The organism is Nocardioides koreensis (assembly GCF_039531775.1).
Taxonomy (GTDB): domain Bacteria; phylum Actinomycetota; class Actinomycetes; order Propionibacteriales; family Nocardioidaceae; genus Nocardioides; species Nocardioides koreensis.
In genome coordinates this window covers 81,067-99,749 of sequence record NZ_BAAAQR010000008.1, presented here as the reverse complement: position 1 = coordinate 99,749, position 18,683 = coordinate 81,067, and the positions used below count along the sequence as shown (strand labels likewise).

The window sequence follows — 18,683 nt, the reverse complement described above, 5'->3', positions numbered from 1 at the left end:
CACGGTGGCTCAGGCACCGCCGCTGTGCGCGACGCCCGCCGCGGGCTCGCTCACCACCGGCGCCGACGCGTACGAGTGCTGGCTGGTGCTCGAGAAGTAGTTGATCCCGATGAAGTTGAACCACAGCGTGGCCAGGCCGACCAGCGCCAGGATGGCGGCGTTGCGCCCCTTCCAGCCGGCGGTCGAGCGGGCGTGCAGGTACGCCGCGTAGACGACCCAGGTGATGAACGCCCAGACCTCCTTGGGGTCCCAGTTCCAGTAGCTGCTCCACGCCTGGTGCGCCCAGATCGGCCCGGTGATCAGCACCGCGAACGTCCACACCGGGAAGCCGAAGGAGTGGATCCGGTAGGAGATCCGGTCCAGCACCGCGGGGGCCGGGATCCGGGCCAGCGGGCCGGTGGTCGGGCCGGGCCAGCGCTCCTTGACCAGGTAGATCGCCGAGCAGATCCCGCCCAGCGTGAAGGCGCCGGTGGCGATGATCGCCGAGACGACGTGGATCACCAGCCAGTAGGAGTCGAGCGCCTCGGTGAGCGGCGCGACCGGGTCGTAGAGCCACAGCACCGCGACCATCAGCAACGCCAGCACGAAGCCCACGACGATCGGGGCCATCCAGGCGAGGCCGAGCCGGCGGTGCAGGACGAGGTAGAGCAGGGCGACGACGAAGGTGCCGCTCAGCGTGAACTCGTACATGTTGCCCCAGGGCACGCGGTTGGGGTCCGCCGCCATGCCCCGGCCGAGCAGGGCCACGGCGTGCACCGCGACCGCGATGCCGGTCAGCAGCAGGCCGAGCCGGCCGAAGAGCTCCGTACGCCGGACCCGGTCCGGGTCGACGGCGGTCTCCGCCGGGCCACCCGTCGCGACCGCCACACCACCACCCTCGGCGCTGCCGGACCTGGCGGACGCGGACCTGGCGGCCGCGGCGCCCTCGACGGGGACGTGCCGCAGCGAGCTCCACTCCACGAGGTGCGCGAGCAGGGCCAGGAAGTACACGACTCCACAGGCCGCGACGGCCTGGTTGCTGAGGGTCTCCCACGCGGCGTCGGTCACGACTCGTCCTCTCCGGTGTCCTTGGTCGGCGCGCCCGGCAGGGCGGCCACGATCTCGTCGAGCACGGTGGCCACGTCCCCGCCGCCCGAGCGGTCCAGCGCGGCCACCTCGACCAGTGTGACCCCACCCTCCCGACGGGCACGAACCCACACCCGCCGCGGCCGGATGAACAGCGAGCCCAGCAGCCCGATCAGGGCGAGGATCACGCCGGCCAGCGCGATGTGCTTGCCGGGGGTCTGGCTGATCTGGATCTTGGTCCAGCGCTTGACCCCGTCGAGCTCCACGGACCCGAGGCCGTTCGGCAACTTGGCCGTCTGCCCGGGGCGCAGGTCGATGCGGTACGGCGCCCCGTCCTTCTTGGTCAGCATCGTGGTCTTCGACTTGTCGAGGGCGTAGACCGACTGCGACGTGCCGGTGTCCATGCCGAGGTCACCGGTGTAGACGATCATCGAGACCAGCGGGTCCAGGGTGTTGCCGAAGGCCGAGAAGTAGCTCCCGGTCTGCTTGGAGAACGCCACGGTCGGGTAGAACTCGCCCTCCAGCCCGATCTGGGTGGGCTGCGCGTCCGGCGCCTTGACCACGCCGAAGGACCGGAAGCTCTGGTCGGTCGGCAGGAAGACCGTGGGGCCGCTGTAGACGACGTTCCCCTTGCCGTCGCGGACCGTGATGACGGGGGCGTACCCGTGGCCGATGAGGAAGACCTCGGTGTTGCCGACGGTGAGCGGGTGGTTGACCTTGAGGTCGTACTGCTGCTCGGGGGCGTCCGGCGAGGTCCGGTAGGCCAGCTGGGCATCGAAGGCCCGGGCCATCCCGGCCCGCGGGCCCGAGCTCAGCCAGTCGACCGAGAAGTCCTTCACGTCGAACGAGAACGGCTCCATGTCGGAGGCCTTGAACAGGCTGCCCGGCACGAAGTCGTCGTACTGGGTGAGGTTGTTGGAGAAGCCGTTGCCGACGACCAGGATGACGCCGCCCTTGTAGCCGAACAGGCCGCCGATCGCGAAGCCGACCAGCACGACCACCACCGAGAGGTGGAAGAGCAGGTTGCCGGCCTCGCGCAGGTAGCCACGCTCGGCGGAGACCGCATCGGCACGCGTCTCGACCCGGTAGCGCCGCTTGCGCAGCAGCGCCCGCGCCCCCTCGAGGACCTCGTCGACCTCCGCGTCCGTGCGGTACGACGCGTGGTCGGGCAGCCGGGTCAGGTTGCGGGGGGCGGCGGGCGGCTTGGCCCGCATCCCGCGCCAGTAGACGAGCGTGCGCGGCACGATGCAGCCGACCAGCGAGATCATCAGCAGGATGTAGATGGCCGAGAACCACGGCGAGTCGTAGACCGAGAACAGGCTGAGCTTCTCGTAGACCGGGGTGAGCTTCGGGTGGGCGTCCTGCCACCGCGAGGTCTTGAGCGAGTCGACGCCCTGCTGCGGGATCAGCGAACCCGGGATTGCTGCCAGCGCGAGCAGCAGCAGCAGCACCAGGGCGGTGCGCATCGAGGTGAGCTGGCGCCAGGTCCACCGCAGCAGCTCGCGGAAGTTCAGCTCCCCCGACCGCCGCCCGTCGCGACGGGCCGCGTCGCGCTCCTGGGTGTCGACGTGGCCCTCGGGCCGCTGGTCGTTCAGGACCGGCTCGTTCACACGCTCACCTCGGAGGAGGACACCAGGTGCACCTGGACCCAGGTGACCGCCTGGTCCCACATGCCGGAGACCAGCAGCAGCCCGACCGCCACCAGCATCAGCCCGCCGGCGCGGGTCACCCACGCCTGGTGCCGGCGGATGACGCCGAAGGCGCTCAGCGCGCGGCGGTAGGCCAGCCCGGCGACGATGAAGGGCACGCCCAGCCCCACGGCGTACACCGCCGAGAGCAGGGCCCCACGGCCGGCCGTGGCCTCGTTGAGCGACAGCGTGGTGATCGCGGCCAGCGTGGGACCGATGCAGGGGGTCCAGCCGAGCCCGAAGAGGAACCCGAGGACCGGTGCGGCGGCGAGCCCGACGGCCGGCACCTTGTGGACCCGCCAGTCGCGCTGGAGGGCCGGGACCAGGCCGGCGAAGGCAAGGCCCAGCACGATCGTGAGGACCCCGAGGACCACGGTGAGGGTCCGGCGCCAGGTGACCAGCCACGCGCCGACCGCCCCCGACAGGGTGCCCAGCGCGACGAAGACGACGGTGAAGCCGAGCACGAACAGCAGCGAGCCGAGCAGCATCCGGCCGCGCCGGACCTCCGCCTGGCCGCTCGCCAGGTCGGCACCCGACAGCCCGGTGGCGTAGGAGAGGTAGCCGGGCAGCAGCGGGATCACGCACGGGGAGAAGAACGAGACCAGGCCGGCGACCAGCGCGACCGGCACGGCCAGCACCAGCGACCCGGACGCGGCGGTCTGGTGGAACCACTCACCCATCGGCCCGCTCCTGCGCGACGTCCTTCACGACCTCGACCAGGGTCGTGCGCGAGGGCAGCTGGCCGATGATGCTGGCGGCCACCCGGCCCTGCTGGTCGAGCACGACGAAGCTCGGGATCGAGTTGGGGGTCAGGGTGCCCCGGAAGGCGAGCAGGGCGCGCCCGTCCGGCGAGAAGTACGACGGGTAGGGCACCCGGAATCGGCGTACGAAGCTGTCGGCCTGCTCGGTCGAGCCGTCGCGGATGTTGATGCCGACGAACTGCGCGCGGTCGCCGAGCTCGTTGGCGGCGCCGACGACGTCGGGCGCCTCGGCCCGGCAGGGCGTGCACCACGAGCCCCACACCACCACGACGACCGGCTTGCCCCGGAACGACGCGAGGTCGAGGTCCTTGCCGTCGAGGCCGCGGCCGGTCAGCGTGACCGGCTCGCCCCGGTCGCCGGCGGCGACCTCCTTGACCGAGCCGTCGTTGGTGACGAACCCCTGGTCCCCCGTCCCGGACAGCGACGTGCAGCCCGTCAGCAGCAGCAGACAGGCGAGCGCGGCGGCCAGGACGGGAGCCGGGCAGCGGCGCAGGAAGGTACGGCGGGGGCCGGGTGCGGGCATGCTCAGGGCCTGCGCTCCTCCGGTGCCCCGCCCGCCGAGAACGGGGCACGCTTGTCACGGGTCGGGATCAGGTCGCCGGCCGGCTCGGAGTAGGAGATCTGGAGGAGCCGGTCGCCCCGGAAGTGCAGCGAGGTCAGCGAGCACAGGGTGCACTGCCGCTTGCGCGGGTCGTGCAGGAACGAGCGCTTCTCGGCACTCAGCCGGGCGATCCAGATCGGCAGCTGGTGCGACACGATGACCGCCTCGTGGCCGCGCGCCGTGTCCCGGGCGTCCTCGACCGCCGCCGTCATGCGGGCCGCGACCTGCTTGTAGGGCTCGCCCCAGGACGGTCGGAACGGATTCCACAGGTGCACCCAGGTGCTGGGCTTGCGGAAGGCGCCGTCGTTCGGGCCGAAGCGCCGGCCCTGGAAGACGTTGGACGACTCGATGACCCGCTCGTCGGTGACGATGTCGAGGCCGCGCGCCTCCGCCAGCGGCTGCGCGGTCTCCTGGGCCCGCTCGAGCGGGGAGACGCGCAGGTGGGTGATGTCGCGGTCCCCGATCGCGCCCGCGACCTTCTCGGCCATCCTCTGGCCGAGCTCGGAGAGGTGGTAGCCGTCCATCCTCCCGTAGAGCACACCCTGCGGGTTGTGCACCTCGCCGTGGCGCAGCAGGTGGACGATCGTGTCGGGCATCTCGCTCATCACACTTCCTCGCGGGCACGGGCGGCCGCCTCGGCGGCCTCTGGCAGGGCGTCGAGCACCGTCTGGACGGCACGGTCGTCGTGCGCCGAGGACAGGAACCACGCCTCGTACGCCGACGGCGGGAGGTAGACCCGCCGGTCCAGCATGGCGTGGAAGAACGCCGCGAACGCAATCGAGTCGGTCCGGGAGGCGTCGGCGAAGTCGCGGACCGGCCCGTCGGCAGGGTCGGTGAAGAAGACGGAGAACATCGTCCCGGTCGACTGCACGACGTGCGGGACGCCGGCCTCCGACAGGGCTGCTGCCGCCGCCGCCTTGATCGTCTCCCCGGCGGCGTCGATGTGGGCGTACACCTCGTCGGTGGCGAGCCGCAGCGTGGTCAGGCCGGCCGTGGTGGCGATCGGGTTCCCCGACAGCGTGCCGGCCTGGTAGACCGGGCCCTCGGGCGCCAGCCGCGACATCACGTCCGCACGGCCGCCGAAGGCCGCGGCGGGGAAGCCGCCGCCCATCACCTTGCCGAAGGTCATCAGGTCGGGGCGCCAGCCCTCCCGGGCCCCGTCGAGCCCCCACTGGCCGAGCCGGCCGGCCCGGAACCCGGTCATCACCTCGTCGCTGATGAACAGGGCACCGTGCCGGGCGCAGGTCTCGGCCAGGAAGGCGTTGAAGCCGGGCTCCGGCGGGACGACCCCCATGTTGCCGGGCGCGGCCTCGGTGATCAGGCAGGCGATCCGCTCGCCGTGCTCGGCGAACGCCTTCTCCACCGCGGCCCGGTCGTTGTAGGGCAGCACCAGCGTCAGCGCGGTGGACGACTCGGGCACGCCGGGCGTGCCGGGCACCGCGAACGTCGCCAGCCCGGAGCCGGCCGAGGCGAGCAGCGAGTCCACGTGCCCGTGGTAACAACCGGCGAACTTCAGCACGACGTCGCGGCCGGTGAAGCCGCGGGCGAGCCGGATCGCCGACATCGTCGCCTCGGTGCCCGAGGACACGAACCGCACCCGGTCGACCGGGGTGCGCGCGACGATCTCCTCCGCGAGCTCGACCTCGGGCTCGGTCGGCGTGCCGTACGACGTGCCGCGTGCGACCGCGGCCGCGACCGCGGCCTGCACCTCGGGGTGGCCGTGGCCGAGCAGCATCGGGCCCCACGAGCAGATCAGGTCGACGTACTCGTTCCCGTCGACGTCGGTGAGCCAGGCGCCCCGCGCCGAGCGGATGAACCGCGGGGTACCGCCCACGGCGTTGAAGGCGCGGACCGGGGAGTTCACACCGCCCGGCGTGACGGCCTGCGCACGCTCGAAGAGGGAGGCCGACCTGGCCGTGCCGGAGGTCGGTCCGGAGGGCTGGCTGTCGGGTCGGGCTGAGGTCACCACCCGATTGTCCCCGAGGGGGACAACCGGGCCGCGGGCAGGCCCGGATACACCATTCCGGGGGTGCCGCGGACCACTTTGCTGAGACAATCGGTTTCACCGTCATGACCCGTGGGCACGATCGTCACCAGCGTGACATGCGTCTCATCCGGCACCACTCCGACGTAACTCGGTGTGACACACGTCGTTGAGACTTCACGGTGCTTGAGGGAGCACGACGGGGAGTGAGGGAGAGCTCGATGACCACATCGCGATTCGGTCGCATCCAGAAGGGCACCGCCCTGGTGCCGCTGGCGCTGCTGTCGGCAGCCTGGACGGCCAGCATCGCCGGTGTCGGCGCGAGCACCGCCTCCGCCGACGAGTCCGCCGCCGCCTCGCTCCCGGACGGCACCAGTGTGCCCACCGAGGCCATCAAGGCGCCCGCCAGCGTCTCCGTGCCCGGCGTCGTGGCCCCCGGCATCAGCGGCAACACCCACCGGGCCGTGACGACCGCGTCGACCTCGGGGATCCCCGACGCGGCGCTCGCCGCCTACCAGCGCGCCGAGACGGTCATCAACGCCGCCGACAAGTCCTGCAACCTCCCCTGGCAGCTCGTCGCCGCGATCGGGCGGGTCGAGTCCGACCACGGCCGCACCAACGGCAACCACCTCGACGCCAACGGCGTGGCCCGCCCCGGCATCTTCGGCGTCGCCCTCGACGGCACGCAGCAGGTCGCGCTGATCAAGGACACCGACGCCGGCCAGTACGACTCCGACGCCAGGTACGACCGCGCCGTCGGCCCGATGCAGTTCATCCCCTCCACCTGGTCGGTCGTGGGCGTGGATGCCGACGGCGACGCCCAGCGCAACCCGCAGGACATCAACGACGCCGCGCTCGCCACGGCCGTCTACCTCTGCTCCGGCGAGGACGACCTCTCCACGCTCGCGGGCCAGCGGGCCGCGGTGTTCCGCTACAACCACAGCCAGTCCTACGTCGAGCTGGTGCTGTCGATCATGAACGCCTACCTCGACGGCGACTTCACCGCGGTGCCGAACGGCACCACCTCGGCCGGCTACTTCGTGCCCGACACCAGCACCCCGTCCCAGCCCGTCAAGCACCACCAGCCGCAGCACCCCCAGGGCACCCAGGGCGGCAGCACCGGTGGCGGTGGCGGCACCACCTCGAACCCGCCGGCCACCACGACCACGACGCCGACCGCCCCCACCAGCCCCGGCGGTGACGGCGGCGGCAGCAACGACCCGGTCCCGAGCACCCCGTCGGTGCCCCCGCTGCCGACACCCTCGATCCCGCCGGTCGACGAGGTGCTCACCACCGCCGAGGCGATCGCGAAGTGCACCACCGAGGGCTACGTCGACAATCCCCTCAGCGACAACGACGCCTTCGACAAGTGCGTCTACGACTACACGCATTGATGTCGGCCGCGTAGCGGACGACATCGTCGGTGGTCGAGCAGCGACCGCGGCTGAGCTTGCGAAGCCGCGACGGAGCGTGTCGAGACTTAGCGCCCTCAGGCCGAGCTTGCTCGGCCTGAGACCTGGCGCAAGGTCGAGTAGCGACCGCGGCTGAGCCTGCGAAGCCGCGACGGAGCGTGTCGAGACCCGGTGAGCCGAAAGCCCACCTGAAGCCGGCCAACGCCGGTCAGCGCGCGAGCAGCCGGGCGACCTCGGCGGCCCAGTAGGTCAGCACGATGTCCGCGCCGGCACGGCGGATCGAGGTGAGCGTCTCGAGGATCGCGGGCTCGCGGTCGATCCAGCCGTTGGCCGCGGCGGCCTCGAGCATGGAGTACTCCCCCGAGATGTTGTACGCCGCCACCGGCACGTCCACGGCGTCCCGCACGCGGCGTACGACGTCGAGGTAGGCCAGCGCCGGCTTCACCATCACGATGTCCGCGCCCTCCTCGACGTCGAGGAGGGCCTCACGCACGCCCTCGCGGGCGTTCGGGGAGTCCTGCTGGTAGGTCCGCCGGTCCCCCTGGAGCGAGGAGTCCACGGCCTCCCGGAACGGGCCGTAGAACGCGGAGGCGTACTTCGCGGAGTAGGCCAGGATCGAGACGTCGGTGTGCTCGGCCACGTCGAGCGCCGCCCGGACCACGGCGACCTGGCCGTCCATCATCCCGCTCGGGCCGACCATGTCCACGCCCGCGTGTGCCTGCGCCAGCGCCATCTCGGCGTACGCCGCGAGCGTGCGGTCGTTGTCGACCCGGCCGTCGGGGGTGAGCAGCCCGCAGTGGCCGTGGTCGGTGAACTCGTCGAGGCACAGGTCGCTCATCACCGTGAGCGCGTCCCCGACCTCGGCCACCACGTCGGTGATCGCCAGGTTGAGGATGCCGGCCGGGTCGGCCGCACCGGAGCCGGTCGCGTCCTTGTGCTCGGGGATGCCGAAGAGCATCACGCCCCCGAGGCCGAGCTCGGCGGCCTCGGCGACCGCCTTCAGCAGCGAGGAGCGCGTGTGCTGGACGACGCCCGGCATCGAGGAGATCGGCCGCGGCTCGGAGATCCCCTCCCGGACGAAGACCGGCAGCACCAGCTGCCGGGCCTCCAGCGAGGTCTCCGCCACCATCCGGCGCAGCGCCGGCGTGGTGCGCAGCCGGCGGGGCCGGACCGAGGGTCCGGTCACCGACAGGGCGGTGGGGTCGTCAGACATGGTCTGCTCCTCGGGTTGCGGTTGTCTCTCGGCTCACCGATGGTCTCTCCGCTCGCCGTGGCCTCTCGGCTCACCGAGGTCTCGACACGCTCGCTGGCGCTCGCTGCTCGACCTCCTCGCCTGCGTTCAGAGCCGGCTTCGCCGGCTCTTCACTCGGCTCGGACCTTTCTGCGAGCCGAGGGCTTGCGCTCGGACGGCTTGGTGACCGGCTGGCCGGCCTCGAGCATCGACAGCCGGCGGCTGGCGCCGAAGTCGGCGAGCGCGTCGACGAGCTCCTCGACGTCCGGCTTGGGCGAGAGCACGTCGACCCGCAGGCCGTGCTCCTCGGCGGTCTTCGCCGTGGCGGGGCCGATCACCGCGATGATCGTCGACGGGTGCGGCTTGCCGGCGATGCCGACCAGGTTGCGCACGGTCGAGGACGAGGTGAACACGACCGCGTCGAACTTGCCGGTCTTGATCGCGTCGCGGGTCGGCGCCGGCGGCGGCGTGGCCCGCACGGTGCGGTACGCCGTGACGTCGTCGCACTCCCAGCCGAGGTCGATCAGGCCCGCCACGAGGTTCTCGGTGGCGATGTCGGCGCGCGGCAGGAAGACCCGGTTGATCGGGTCCAGCACCTCGTCGTACTCCGGCCAGTCGGCCAGCAGGCCGGCCGCGGACTGCTCGCCCGAGGGCACCAGGTCGGCGCGCAGGCCCCAGGCCGCGATCGCCTGGGCGGTCTTGTCGCCGACGGCGGCGATCTTCAGGCCGGAGAAGGCGCGGGCGTCGAGGCCGTACTCCTCGAACTTCTCGCGCACGGCCTTGACCGCGTTGACCGAGGTGAACGCGATCCACTCGTAGCGCCCCTCGACCAGGCCGCGGATCGCCTTGTCCATCTGGAGCGGGTTGCGGGGCGGCTCGACCGAGATGGTCGGCACCTCCTCCGGCACCGCGCCGTAGCCGCGCAGCCGCTGCGAGAGCGTGCCGGCCTGCTCCTTGGTGCGCGGCACCAGGACCCGCCAGCCGAACAGCGGCTTGGTCTCGAACCACGACAGCGTCTCGCGCAGGTCGACCACGTCGCCGACCACGGTGACGGCCGGCGGGGCCATCCGGGCGGTGCGGGCGTCGGCCGCGATGTGCTCGAGCGTCGAGGTGACGGTGGCCTGCTCGGTGGTGGTGCCGACCCGGGTCATCGCGACCGGGGTCTTCGGGGAGCGGCCCGCGTCGACCAGCGCCTTGCTGATGTCGCCGATCATGCCGACCGCGGAGAGCAGCACCAGCGTGCGACGGTCGGCGTACTGCGACCAGTCCACCTTCTCCCCGCAGGTCACGACCGCGACCTCACGGTTGTCCTTGGTGGTGAGCGGGATGCCGGCGTACGCCGGGACCGCGCTGACCGAGGAGACGCCGGGGACGATCTCGAAGCCGATGCCGGCCCTGACGCAGGCCTGCGCCTCCTCCGGGCCCGAGGCGTAGAGGAACGGGTCCCCGGTCATCAGGCGCACGACGCGTGCGCCCTTCTTGGCGTGCTTGACGACGACCTTGGCGCGGGCCGCGTGGGTGAGCGGCTGGCCGTCCTCACCGAACCCCCCGTCCACGATCTCCGGGCCCGGCACCGGTGTGGGCTGGCCGTCCTCGCCGACGACCGGCTCCGGGAGGCCGAGGAGGGTGCGCACCAGGGACTCGTGCTCGGGCACCTCGGTCACCACGACGTCGGCCTGCCGCAGCAGGTCGACGGCACGGACCGTGAGCAGGCCGGGGTCACCGGGGCCGCTGCCGACGAACGACACCCAGCCGCGGCTCGGGGCCTGCGTCGTGGCGGTGGTGGTCTTGCCTCGCGTCATGCGTTCTGCCTCTTGTCTGGTGGTTCTGCCAACCGTGCTGCGCCGTCGGCGAGCATCTCGCTCGCCAGCCGGCTGCCCACGCCTGCGGCGTCGGCCGGGGCTCCGGTCGCGGACATCCGCACCGAGAGCGCCCCGTCGGGGGACAGGGCGACGGCCCTGACCCAGATCTCGTTCCCGTCCTCGCCCTCCACGACCTCGGCCAGTGCCCCGATCGGGGCCGAGCAGCCACCCTCGAGCGTGGCCAGCACGGCCCGTTCGGCCGTGACCGCCGCGCGAGCGTGGTCGTCATCGAGCTCCGCCAGCTCGGCCACGAGCTGGGCGTCGTTCGAGCGGCACTCCACCGCCAGCGCGCCCTGCCCGGGAGCCGGGAGCATCTGCAGCGGGTCGAGCACCTCGGTCGCCTGCTCGAGCCGACCGATCCGGACCAGGCCGGCACGAGCCAGCACGACGGCGTCGTACTCGCCCGAGGCGACCTTGCCGATCCGGGTGTCCACGTTCCCGCGGATCGGCGAGATCTCCAAACCGAGGCCCAGTGCGTGGAGCTGTGCGGCGCGGCGCGGGGACCCGGTCCCCACCCGGCTGCCGGGCGGCAGCTCGCCGAGGGTCAGGCCGTCCCGGGCGACGACGACGTCGCGGGGGTCCTCACGGCCGGGTACGGCGGCCAGCGCGATGCCGTCCTGCGGGTACGTCGGGAGGTCCTTGAGCGAGTGCACGGCCACGTCCACGTCACCCCGGAGCAGCGCGTCGCGCAGGGCGCCGACGAAGACGCCGGTGCCGCCCGCCGCGGTGAGCGGGGTGCCGTCCGCCTGGGAGCGGTCCCCCTCGGTGGTGACCTCGACCAGCTCGACCTCGCGGCCCAGCCGGGTGCGGATCAGGTCGGCGACCGTACCGGACTGGGTGGTCGCGAGGAGCGAGCGCCGGGTGCCGACGCGAACGGGGTTGCTCATGTCAGCCCCTCCGGTCGGGTGACGGCGTCGACGGCGTCCGGGTCCAGCGCGAACAGCTCGGCCAGCGCGGCGGCGTAGGACACGGCGCCCGCCTCGTTGGCGAGCTCCTTGACGCGGACCGTGGGCTGGTGGAGCAGCTTGTCGGCGACCCGGCGAACCGTGTGGAGGACCTCGGCCCGGGCCGCGTCGTCGAGGTCCGGGAGGCGGCCGACGAGCCGCTCCATCTCGGACTCCACCACCGCGGTCGCCATCGAGCGGAGCGCGACGACGGTCGGGGTGACGCTGGCCTGCCGGCGGGCCGACACGAAGGCCGTGACCTCCTGGGTCACGATCCGGCGCACCTCGAGCACCTCGCGGCCGGCGTCGGACTCGTGCAGCTCCGCGGCGAGCTCGGCGAGGTTGATCAGGCTGATCCCGGGCAGGCGGGCGACGGACGGCTCCACGTCGTGCGGCAGGGCGAGGTCGATGACCGCCATCGGCCGGTGGTCCGGCCGGGCCAGCTCGACCATCTCCGCGGTCACCAGCAGCCCGGTGGCGCCGGCGCACGTGATGACGACGTCGGCCACGGCCAGCTCGGCCGCGATGTCGGAGAGCGGCGCCGCGCGGCCGCCGTACTCCGCGGCGAGCCGGTCGGCCCGCTCCGCGCTGCGGTTCGCGACGGTGATCTCGGCGGCGCCGAGGCGGGCCACGGTGGCGGTGGCCAGGCCGGCCATCGCGCCGGCGCCGACGACCAGGACGCGCTTGCCGACGAGGTCGCCGACCGCCGCACCGGACCGGTCGAGGGCGGCGCTCACCAGGGACGGGGCGGCGCTGTCGATGTCGGTCTCGGCGCGGGACCGCTTGCCGACCCGCAGGGCCTGCTGGAAGAGCACGTTGAGGGCGGGCCCGACGGTGCCGAGCTCCTGCCCCAGCCGGAGGGCCTCGCGGGTCTGGCCGAGGATCTGGCCCTCGCCGACGGCCATCGAGTCCAGGCCCGCCGCGACCTGGAAGAGGTGCGAGACGGCGCCGTCGTCGTAGTGCACGTAGAGGTGGGGCAGCATCTCCTCGGTCGACCGGCCGGCCCGGTCGACGAGCAGCCGGGACACCTCCTCGACGCTGCCGTGGAACCGGTCGACGTCGGCGTAGATCTCGAGCCGGTTGCACGTCGCGATGACCGTGGCCTCGCTGACGTGCTCGCACGCGGCGGCGTCGTGGACCAGCTTCTGCACGCCGTCGCGGTCGAGCGCGACCTTCTCCAGCAGGTGCACCGGTGCGGAGTTGTGGGAGATGCCCACCACCAGGACGCTCATGCGGGCTCCTCCGCGTGGGTCTTGCGCTGCTCGTGGTAGGCGAGGATCTGCAGCTCGATGGAGAGGTCGACCTTGCGCACGTCGACGCCCGCGGGGACGGTCAGCACGGTCGGGGCGAAGTTCAGGATGCTGGTGATCCCGCAGCCCACCATCCGGTCGGCGACGTCCTGGGCGGCCAGCGCCGGCGTGGCGATCACCCCGATGGCGACGCCGTGGTCGCGGACGATCTGCTCGAGGTGGTCGAACGGCCGTACGTCGACCCCGGCGACCACCTCGTCGTGCCGCTTCGGGTCCGCGTCCAGCAGGGCGACGACCCGGAACCCGCGGCTGCGGAAGCCGGAGTAGTTCGCCAGGGCGTGGCCGAGGTTTCCGATGCCGACGATGACGACCGGCCAGTCCTGGGTCACGCCGATCTCGCGGGCGATCTGGTAGCGCAGGTAGTCGACGTCGTAGCCCACGCCGCGGGTGCCGTAGCTGCCGAGGTAGGACAGGTCCTTGCGGAGCTTGGCGCTGTTGACGCCGGCAGCGGCGGCGAGGTCCTCGCTGGAGCAGGTGGCAGTGCCCTGCTCGGACAGCGTGGTGAGGGCCCGGAGGTAGACGGGCAGCCGCGCGACGGTGGCCTCGGGGATGTCCCGGGCACTCTCGGGGGTTGTCCGTGCAGTCACTGCTCTCGTCTCCATGCCATGGAATCGGACCGGACGATCGGCCCCCTGCGAAGGCTGTCTGGCAGCCCGCTCAAGCGTTCGGCCAGTTCACTGTAGGAGTTTGTGAACGGGAGAACAAACCGAGACGGTCGGCGGTCCGGAACCCGCCCGGGAGGCCGGCTAGCACATGTGACCAGTCACACGTCGCCCGGGGTGGGTCAGGGTCGGTCAGGGCCGTCCGGGGCTCGTGAGCGCGGCACGCAGGCGGGTCTCGTCGACCCGCCAGAAGTCGTGCTGGCGACCGTCGACGAAGGTCACCGGGATCTCCTCCCCGAAGCGCTCGACCAGGGCCGGGTCGTCGTCGATGGAGACCTCGGCGTACTCCTCACCCAGCTCGGCACAGACCCGCGCGACGACCTCCCGCGCCGTGTCGCACAGGTGGCAGCCGGGGCGCGAGTAGAGCGTCACCCGGGGCGTCCCGGCAGTCACTCCAGCAGCCCCATCGTCCGGCGCCGCTCGAGGCCGCGCAGCCGCCCCTTCTGGACCTTGCCCGTCACCGTGAGCGGCAGGTCGTCGACGACCTCGACCCGGCTGGGCTGCTTGAACCGGGCCAGGCGCTGCGCGCAGTGCAGGCGTACGGCGTCCTCCGTCGCCACCGGGTCGGCGCCCGGGGCGCGGACGTAGGCCACGACCGCCTCCCCGGTGACCGCGTCCTCCACGCCGATCACCGCGGCCTCGGTGACACCCGCGACCTCGCGGATCACGTCCTCGACCTCGACCGGGTAGACGTTGAAGCCGGAGACGATCACGACGTCCTTGAGCCGGTCGACGAGGAACAGGTCGCCCGAGGCGTCGAGGAAGCCCACGTCGCCGGTGGACCACCAGCCGTCCGCGTCCGGGCCGCCGGTGCCGTCGGGCCAGTAGCCGCTGAACAGGTTGGCACCGGAGATCTGGATCTCCCCCGGGTCCTCGCCCGCGGGGGCGCCTCCCGCCTCGTCGACCAGCCGGAGGCCGATGCCGGGCAGCGCGGCACCGACCGAGCCGGGCTGGAGACGTTCGCTGCACAGCGTGCTCGTCACCACCGGCGAGGCCTCGGTGAGGCCGTATCCCTGGTGGACCGGGATCCCGGTACGGCCGGTGAAGCCCTCGACCAGCTCGGGCGACAGCGGCGCCGAGCCGGACAGCATGAGACGGACCGGGCCGAGCCGCTCCTCCAGCTGGTCGACGCCCTGCCAGTGGGCGAAGACGGCGGGCGCGACCGGGACGACGCTGCACGCCTGGTCCTCGATCAGGTCGAGCGTGCCCTGCGGGTCGAACCGGTCGACGAGCACCAGCTTGGCCCGGGTGCGGAGCACCCCGCCGAGCACGGCGTTGAGGCCGTAGACATGGAAGAGCGGGAGGACGCCGAGCACGACGTCGTCGGCGTGGATCATCGGCGGCTGGACCTGCGCGACCTGCTCGACGTTCGCGAGCAGGGCCCGGTGCGTGAGCATCGCGGCCCGCGGACGACCGGAGGTGCCGCTGGTGTAGAGCAGCGCGGCGAGCTTCTCGGGGTCCTGCAGCGGCGGGACCGGACGCCGAGGTCCGGCGCTCAGCTCGTCGTACGACCCCTCGCCGGGTGCCGGGGCCGCCCCGATGACGACCACCCGTGGCACCACGGCGCGCGCGACCAGCTCGGCGTCGACCTCCCCCGCCCCATCGGAGAGGGCCTGCGCGACCAGGTCCACGGCCTCGCGGACCGCGGGCACGGTGTCGGCGTCGGCCACCACCAGTCGTGACCCCGAGTCGGCGATCACTCGGGCCAGCTCACCGGCGGTCGCGCGGGGGTTGACCGGGACTGCCACGGCCTGCGCGCGGAGGACGCCGAGATAGGTGGTCACGAACTCGAGCCGGTTCCCGCTCGCGAGCAGGACCCGGTAGCCGGCGACGATCCCAGCGGCGCCGAGGCCGCCGGCGACGCGGTCCACCTCGTCGTCGAGCTCGGCCCAGGTCAGGCTCCGGCCGCCGGCCTCCACGACCGCCAGCTTGTCCGGGCTCTGTGCCGCTGCCTCGGCGACGAGGTCGGCGACGTCGTGCGGCCTGGCTGCGTCTGCGGGCATGGGGGGATACTTCCACAGGCTCCGGACACGTGTCGGGCCCGTCGTGGCGGGGTCTACGCTGCCGGTGTGAACCCACCGCCCGACAGGAGCCGTCGGCCGCTGAACCTCCAGCTGCGCTCGACCCTCGCCGGCGAGGCGGCCGCCGCCGCGGCCGAGGTGGAGTCCGCGCTGCTCACTCCCGCCGACCCGACCTCGGCCGCGTTCTTCGACGTGGACAACACCGTCATGCAGGGCGCGAGCATCTTCCACCTCGCCCGGGGGCTGCACCGGCGTCACTTCTTCACCACCCGCGAGATCCTCGGGGCCGCGTGGAAGCAGGCCTACTTCCGCGTGGTCGGCGTGGAGGACCCCGACCACGTCGCCGACGCCCGGAACTCCGCGCTGGGGTTCATCGCCGGCCACACGGTGGCCGAGCTCGAGGAGCTCGGCGAGGAGATCTTCGACGAGGCGATGGCGCACCGGATCTGGCCGGGCACCCGCGCGCTCGCGCAGCTCCATCTCGACCAGGGCCAGCGGGTCTGGCTGATCACGGCGGCGCCGATCGAGATCGCCCAGATCATCGCCCGCCGGCTGGGACTGACCGGCGCCCTCGGCACCGTCGCCGAGCACGTGGACGGCGTCTACACCGGCCGCCTGGTGGGTGACCTCCTGCACGGCCCGGCCAAGGGCGAGGCGGTCAAGGCCCTCGCTGCCCGCGAGGACCTCGACCTGGCCGCCTGCTCGGCGTACTCCGACTCCTTCAACGACCTGCCGATGCTGAGCCTCGTCGGGGACCCCTGCGCCATCAACCCGGACGCCCGGCTGCGTGCGCACGCCCGGGAGATGGGGTGGCGCATCCGGGACTACCGGACCGGCCGCAAGGCCGCCCGGGCGGGACTGCTGATGGGCGCCGTCGCCGGCGCCGCGACCGGGACCGTCGCCGCGGGCGTCGCGCTGCGCGGCCGGCGCCGCTGACCCGGCGCCGCTCTTTGCCGACGGCGCCGCTCTTTACCGACGTGGCGTGGACCACTCTTTCCCGGCGAACTGTTCCCAGCACGGGTGACCCGGACCTACAGTGGCGGGGGCTTCGGGGGAAGCTGACCGGGAGGGTCTCATCACAATGTCTTGGGACGCCAGAGACGTGGCGCGCGGGCTCGACGCCCTGCGTACAGCCGTCGCCCGGGTCCTGCTCCCCGAGGACGCGCTGCTCGCGGGCGGGCCCGGCCTGCTGCTCTCCGAGGCGCTCACCGACGGCGGCGTCGGGTCGGCCCCCGGCGGGCCCGACGGGTTCGGGGACGGCGAGCTGGCCACCTCCTCGGAGGAGTCCGAGGACGAGCGGAGCCGGCTGATCGCGCTCGTGGAGCTGGCGCGCACGGGCGACGCGGACGCGTTCGGACTGCTCTACGACCACTACCAGCCCTCGGTGCAGCGGTTCCTCTACTACCGGACCCGCTCCGCGACGCTGGCCGAGGACCTGACCTCCGAGACCTTCTTCCGCGCGCTGCGCAGCATGACCAGCTTCCGCTGGCAGGGCAAGGACTTCGGGGCGTGGCTGATGACCATCGCCCGCAACCTCGCCACCGACCACTTCAAGGCCGGCCGCACCCGCCTCGAGCTCACCACCGAGGACATGGGGCTCCACGACGACGCCACCGACGGCCCCGAGGACGCCGTGCTGGCGGGGCTGACCAACGAGATCCTGCTCGCCGCCCTCAAGGAGCTGCCCGACGAGCAGCGGGACTGCCTGATCATGCGGTTCCTGCAGGGGATGAGCATCGCCGAGACCGCCGCCGTCCTCGACCGCAGCGACGGCGCGGTCAAGCAGCTGCAGCTGCGTGGGGTCCGCAACCTCGCCAAGCTGATGCCCGAGGGGATCCGGGACTGATGAGCGCCTTCGCACCGACCGTCGTCGTACCCCCCGCGGACCCCGTAACCTCGCGCGCCCACCCGTCGTTGGAGTCAGCGTCGAGGCACCGCCGGGGGAGCGACACGCACGACACGACGACAGGAAGAATCCGATGACACCCGTGTTCGCGGCGCGACGGCGCGCCGAGGAGTTCGCGGCCCTGGTCGAGGCACCCTCGACCTCTGCGACCGACGACGCACGGTACTCCCAGCTGCTCGAGCTGGTCGGCGCGATGCGCGCGGCTCCCGCGCCCGAGGCGCGACCCGAGTTCGTGGCCGACCTGCGCGCCCGGTTGATGGCCGAGGCGGAGACCGCGCTCGTCCCCGAGGACACCAGCCGGCTCACGCTGCCGGCCCGACGTCCTGCCCGCGAGCGCCGGATCGCCGCCGCCGTGGGCGGGTTCGCGCTGGTCGGCGCCACCACGTCGATGGCGATGGCCGCCCAGAGCGCCCTGCCCGGCGACGCCCTGTACCCGGTCAAGCGGGCCATCGAGAACGTCCACACCGGCCTCAGCGTCGGTGAGGCCCAGAAGGGTTCGACGCTGCTCGACAACGCCAGTGGCCGGCTCGACGAGGCGACCGAGCTCAGCCGCGGCGGCGACCTCGAGGACAGCGTGGTCATCGCCGACACGCTCAACGACTTCACCGACCAGGCCGCCGAGGCGTCCGACCTGCTGCTCGCCGACTACACCCAGAGCGGCGACCAGGACTCGATCGACGAGCTGCGTGGCTTCACCGCGAGCAGCCTGGACCGGCTCACCGAGCTCGAGCAGCTGGTGCCCCCCGAGGCGCGCGACGAGCTCATGCACGCGGCCCAGGTGGTCATCGCGATCGACACGGCCGCGCAGCAGGCCTGCCCGTCCTGTGACGGCGGCGTCACCAAGATCCCGCCGATGTTCACGGCCTCCTCGACGGCGTTCGAGGTGCCGACCAGCCACCGGGCCAAGGACGGCAAGGGCGGGCGTCACCACGGCTCGAAGCAGCACGCTGACGACGGCAGCGAGCTGCCGTCCGTGGACGCCGGCGACCTGCCCCCGGGCAGCGTGCTCGACCCGACCCAGGACGGCGGCACGGGCGGCCAGTCCGGGCCGACCGGTGACGCGACCAACGACCCGATCGGCTCGCTCACCGAGGGGCTCACCGGCGGTGGGGACGGCTCCGGGCCGGGCGTGCCCGACGTCGGCGGGACGGTGGACGACGTCACCAACGACGTCGGCCAGCTCCTCGACGACGCCACCGGCTCCGTCACGGGCGGCGTCACCGCCCCCTGATCGGG

The 18,683-nt window shown here is 72.8% G+C and carries 17 protein-coding genes; 4 read left to right on the top strand and 13 right to left on the bottom strand.

The window, feature by feature from the left end:
• Positions 1 to 9 precede the first annotated feature (9 nt).
• Genes ccsB through hemL form a run of 6 tightly spaced genes read right to left on the bottom strand, consistent with a single transcriptional unit; the run spans position 10 to position 6,081 of the window.
• Positions 10 to 1,047, bottom strand: coding sequence for a c-type cytochrome biogenesis protein CcsB (gene ccsB, locus ABD268_RS13960; RefSeq protein WP_344153159.1), 1,038 nt, complete (start codon positions 1,045 to 1,047; stop codon positions 10 to 12).
• Positions 1,044 to 2,675, bottom strand: coding sequence for a cytochrome c biogenesis protein ResB (gene resB, locus ABD268_RS13955; protein ID WP_344153157.1), 1,632 nt, complete (start codon positions 2,673 to 2,675; stop codon positions 1,044 to 1,046). The genes ccsB and resB overlap by 4 nt, the downstream gene beginning before the upstream one ends.
• Complete coding sequence (locus ABD268_RS13950) at positions 2,672 to 3,433, bottom strand: cytochrome c biogenesis CcdA family protein (RefSeq protein ID WP_344153155.1); 762 nt, start codon at positions 3,431 to 3,433, stop codon at positions 2,672 to 2,674. Before ABD268_RS13950 ends, resB begins: the two co-directional genes overlap by 4 nt.
• On the bottom strand, positions 3,426 to 4,037 hold the full coding sequence (locus ABD268_RS13945) for a TlpA family protein disulfide reductase (protein ID WP_344153153.1): 612 nt from the start codon (positions 4,035 to 4,037) through the stop codon (positions 3,426 to 3,428). Before ABD268_RS13945 ends, ABD268_RS13950 begins: the two co-directional genes overlap by 8 nt.
• 2 nt (positions 4,038 to 4,039) lie before the next feature.
• A complete protein-coding gene (locus ABD268_RS13940) occupies positions 4,040 to 4,720 on the bottom strand; it encodes a histidine phosphatase family protein (RefSeq protein ID WP_344153150.1) in 681 nt (226 codons plus the stop codon).
• Positions 4,720 to 6,081, bottom strand: a complete 1,362-nt coding sequence (gene hemL, locus ABD268_RS13935) for a glutamate-1-semialdehyde 2,1-aminomutase (protein ID WP_344153147.1) — start codon at positions 6,079 to 6,081, stop codon at positions 4,720 to 4,722. The genes ABD268_RS13940 and hemL overlap by 1 nt, the downstream gene beginning before the upstream one ends.
• A 239-nt stretch (positions 6,082 to 6,320) precedes the next feature.
• On the opposite strand from hemL, the gene ABD268_RS13930 reads away from it, so the two are divergent.
• Complete coding sequence (locus ABD268_RS13930; protein WP_344153144.1) at positions 6,321 to 7,493, top strand: lytic transglycosylase domain-containing protein; 1,173 nt, start codon at positions 6,321 to 6,323, stop codon at positions 7,491 to 7,493.
• Positions 7,494 to 7,719: 226 nt separating this feature from the next.
• Here ABD268_RS13930 and hemB read toward each other — a convergent pair whose 3' ends face one another.
• The 7 genes from hemB to ABD268_RS13895 form a co-directional block, all read right to left on the bottom strand.
• Positions 7,720 to 8,724 (bottom strand): porphobilinogen synthase, encoded by a 1,005-nt coding sequence (hemB, locus tag ABD268_RS13925; RefSeq protein WP_344153141.1) that lies wholly within the window; start codon positions 8,722 to 8,724, stop codon positions 7,720 to 7,722.
• A gap of 149 nt (positions 8,725 to 8,873) precedes the next feature.
• Positions 8,874 to 10,544, bottom strand: coding sequence for a bifunctional uroporphyrinogen-III C-methyltransferase/uroporphyrinogen-III synthase (locus ABD268_RS13920; protein WP_344153138.1), 1,671 nt, complete (start codon positions 10,542 to 10,544; stop codon positions 8,874 to 8,876).
• Positions 10,541 to 11,491: a hydroxymethylbilane synthase gene (hemC, locus tag ABD268_RS13915; RefSeq protein ID WP_344153135.1), complete on the bottom strand. Its 951-nt coding sequence runs from the start codon at positions 11,489 to 11,491 to the stop codon at positions 10,541 to 10,543. The genes ABD268_RS13920 and hemC overlap by 4 nt, the downstream gene beginning before the upstream one ends.
• The gene (locus ABD268_RS13910) at positions 11,488 to 12,780 is read right to left on the bottom strand and encodes a glutamyl-tRNA reductase (RefSeq protein ID WP_344153132.1); all 1,293 of its coding nucleotides are present in this window, start codon (positions 12,778 to 12,780) and stop codon (positions 11,488 to 11,490) included. Before ABD268_RS13910 ends, hemC begins: the two co-directional genes overlap by 4 nt.
• Positions 12,777 to 13,460, bottom strand: a complete 684-nt coding sequence (locus tag ABD268_RS13905) for a redox-sensing transcriptional repressor Rex (protein ID WP_344153129.1) — start codon at positions 13,458 to 13,460, stop codon at positions 12,777 to 12,779. Before ABD268_RS13905 ends, ABD268_RS13910 begins: the two co-directional genes overlap by 4 nt.
• Before the next feature lie 192 nt (positions 13,461 to 13,652).
• Entirely contained in the window at positions 13,653 to 13,913 is a 261-nt protein-coding gene (locus tag ABD268_RS13900; protein ID WP_344153126.1) for a glutaredoxin family protein, read from the bottom strand.
• A complete protein-coding gene (locus ABD268_RS13895; protein WP_344153123.1) occupies positions 13,910 to 15,523 on the bottom strand; it encodes a class I adenylate-forming enzyme family protein in 1,614 nt (537 codons plus the stop codon). The genes ABD268_RS13900 and ABD268_RS13895 overlap by 4 nt, the downstream gene beginning before the upstream one ends.
• Before the next feature lie 66 nt (positions 15,524 to 15,589).
• Between ABD268_RS13895 and ABD268_RS13890 the strand changes: the two genes are divergently transcribed.
• The 3 genes from ABD268_RS13890 (at position 15,590) to ABD268_RS13880 (ending at position 18,678) form a co-directional block, all read left to right on the top strand.
• Complete coding sequence (locus ABD268_RS13890) at positions 15,590 to 16,477, top strand: HAD family hydrolase (protein WP_344153120.1); 888 nt, start codon at positions 15,590 to 15,592, stop codon at positions 16,475 to 16,477.
• Between the two features lie 145 nt (positions 16,478 to 16,622).
• A complete protein-coding gene (locus ABD268_RS13885) occupies positions 16,623 to 17,387 on the top strand; it encodes a sigma-70 family RNA polymerase sigma factor (protein WP_344153117.1) in 765 nt (254 codons plus the stop codon).
• 133 nt (positions 17,388 to 17,520) lie between these two features.
• Positions 17,521 to 18,678 carry a DUF5667 domain-containing protein gene (locus ABD268_RS13880; RefSeq protein ID WP_344153114.1) on the top strand — a complete coding sequence of 386 codons (1,158 nt, stop codon included), beginning with the start codon at positions 17,521 to 17,523 and terminating at the stop codon, positions 18,676 to 18,678.
• The last annotated feature ends 5 nt before the right edge of the window (positions 18,679 to 18,683 follow it).

Bases quoted from the DNA above. Each gene is read 5' to 3' on its own strand.
- ABD268_RS13895 (WP_344153123.1), bottom strand. From the start codon at position 15,523: ATGCCCGCAGACGCAGCCAGGCCGCACGACGTCGCCGACCTCGTCGCC.
- ABD268_RS13950 (WP_344153155.1), bottom strand. From the start codon at position 3,433: ATGGGTGAGTGGTTCCACCAGACCGCCGCGTCCGGGTCGCTGGTGCTG.
- ABD268_RS13905 (WP_344153129.1), bottom strand. From the start codon at position 13,460: ATGGAGACGAGAGCAGTGACTGCACGGACAACCCCCGAGAGTGCCCGG.
- hemC (WP_344153135.1), bottom strand. From the start codon at position 11,491: ATGAGCAACCCCGTTCGCGTCGGCACCCGGCGCTCGCTCCTCGCGACC.
- ABD268_RS13940 (WP_344153150.1), bottom strand. From the start codon at position 4,720: ATGAGCGAGATGCCCGACACGATCGTCCACCTGCTGCGCCACGGCGAG.
- ABD268_RS13910 (WP_344153132.1), bottom strand. From the start codon at position 12,780: ATGAGCGTCCTGGTGGTGGGCATCTCCCACAACTCCGCACCGGTGCAC.
- ABD268_RS13920 (WP_344153138.1), bottom strand. From the start codon at position 10,544: ATGACGCGAGGCAAGACCACCACCGCCACGACGCAGGCCCCGAGCCGC.
- ABD268_RS13945 (WP_344153153.1), bottom strand. From the start codon at position 4,037: ATGCCCGCACCCGGCCCCCGCCGTACCTTCCTGCGCCGCTGCCCGGCT.
- ABD268_RS13880 (WP_344153114.1), top strand. From the start codon at position 17,521: ATGACACCCGTGTTCGCGGCGCGACGGCGCGCCGAGGAGTTCGCGGCC.
- hemB (WP_344153141.1), bottom strand. From the start codon at position 8,724: ATGTCTGACGACCCCACCGCCCTGTCGGTGACCGGACCCTCGGTCCGG.
- ABD268_RS13885 (WP_344153117.1), top strand. From the start codon at position 16,623: ATGTCTTGGGACGCCAGAGACGTGGCGCGCGGGCTCGACGCCCTGCGT.
- ABD268_RS13930 (WP_344153144.1), top strand. From the start codon at position 6,321: ATGACCACATCGCGATTCGGTCGCATCCAGAAGGGCACCGCCCTGGTG.